This is a genomic window from Mesorhizobium sp. WSM4840 (genome assembly GCF_055811755.1).
The window spans coordinates 1-265 of record NZ_JBVVQD010000146.1; the positions used below are offsets into that span (position 1 = coordinate 1).

Below are 265 nucleotides of genomic sequence, written 5' to 3' on the forward strand. Positions count from 1 at the left end.
GTCGTCCGTGAAGAAAGCGATTTTCGCGTCAACCTTGAAAGTGATCTGCGTTGGAGCGCTTTGTCCCAACTGAGGGGCGGAGTTCAGGCTGATCGGGGCCGCAGTGGCGGCTTTGCGGTGGCTGCGAGCAGCGTCAGGAAGAAGGCACACAAAAGCCTCAGCCAGTTGAGCAGGAGGCTGAAGTTGTAGCCGACGGCGGCGAGCACGGCGTTGTTGGCGTCGCCTTCGGAGAAGGCCAGGAAGTTGCGCCCCATGCGGTGGTCGT

Annotated in this window: 1 pseudogene; it reads right to left on the minus strand. The window is 61.5% G+C overall.

Annotated features, from left to right (window positions below):
* Positions 1 to 83 precede the first annotated feature (83 nt).
* A pseudogene (locus AC0L3I_RS37070) lies at positions 84 to 265 on the minus strand (IS5/IS1182 family transposase); the annotation flags it as partial.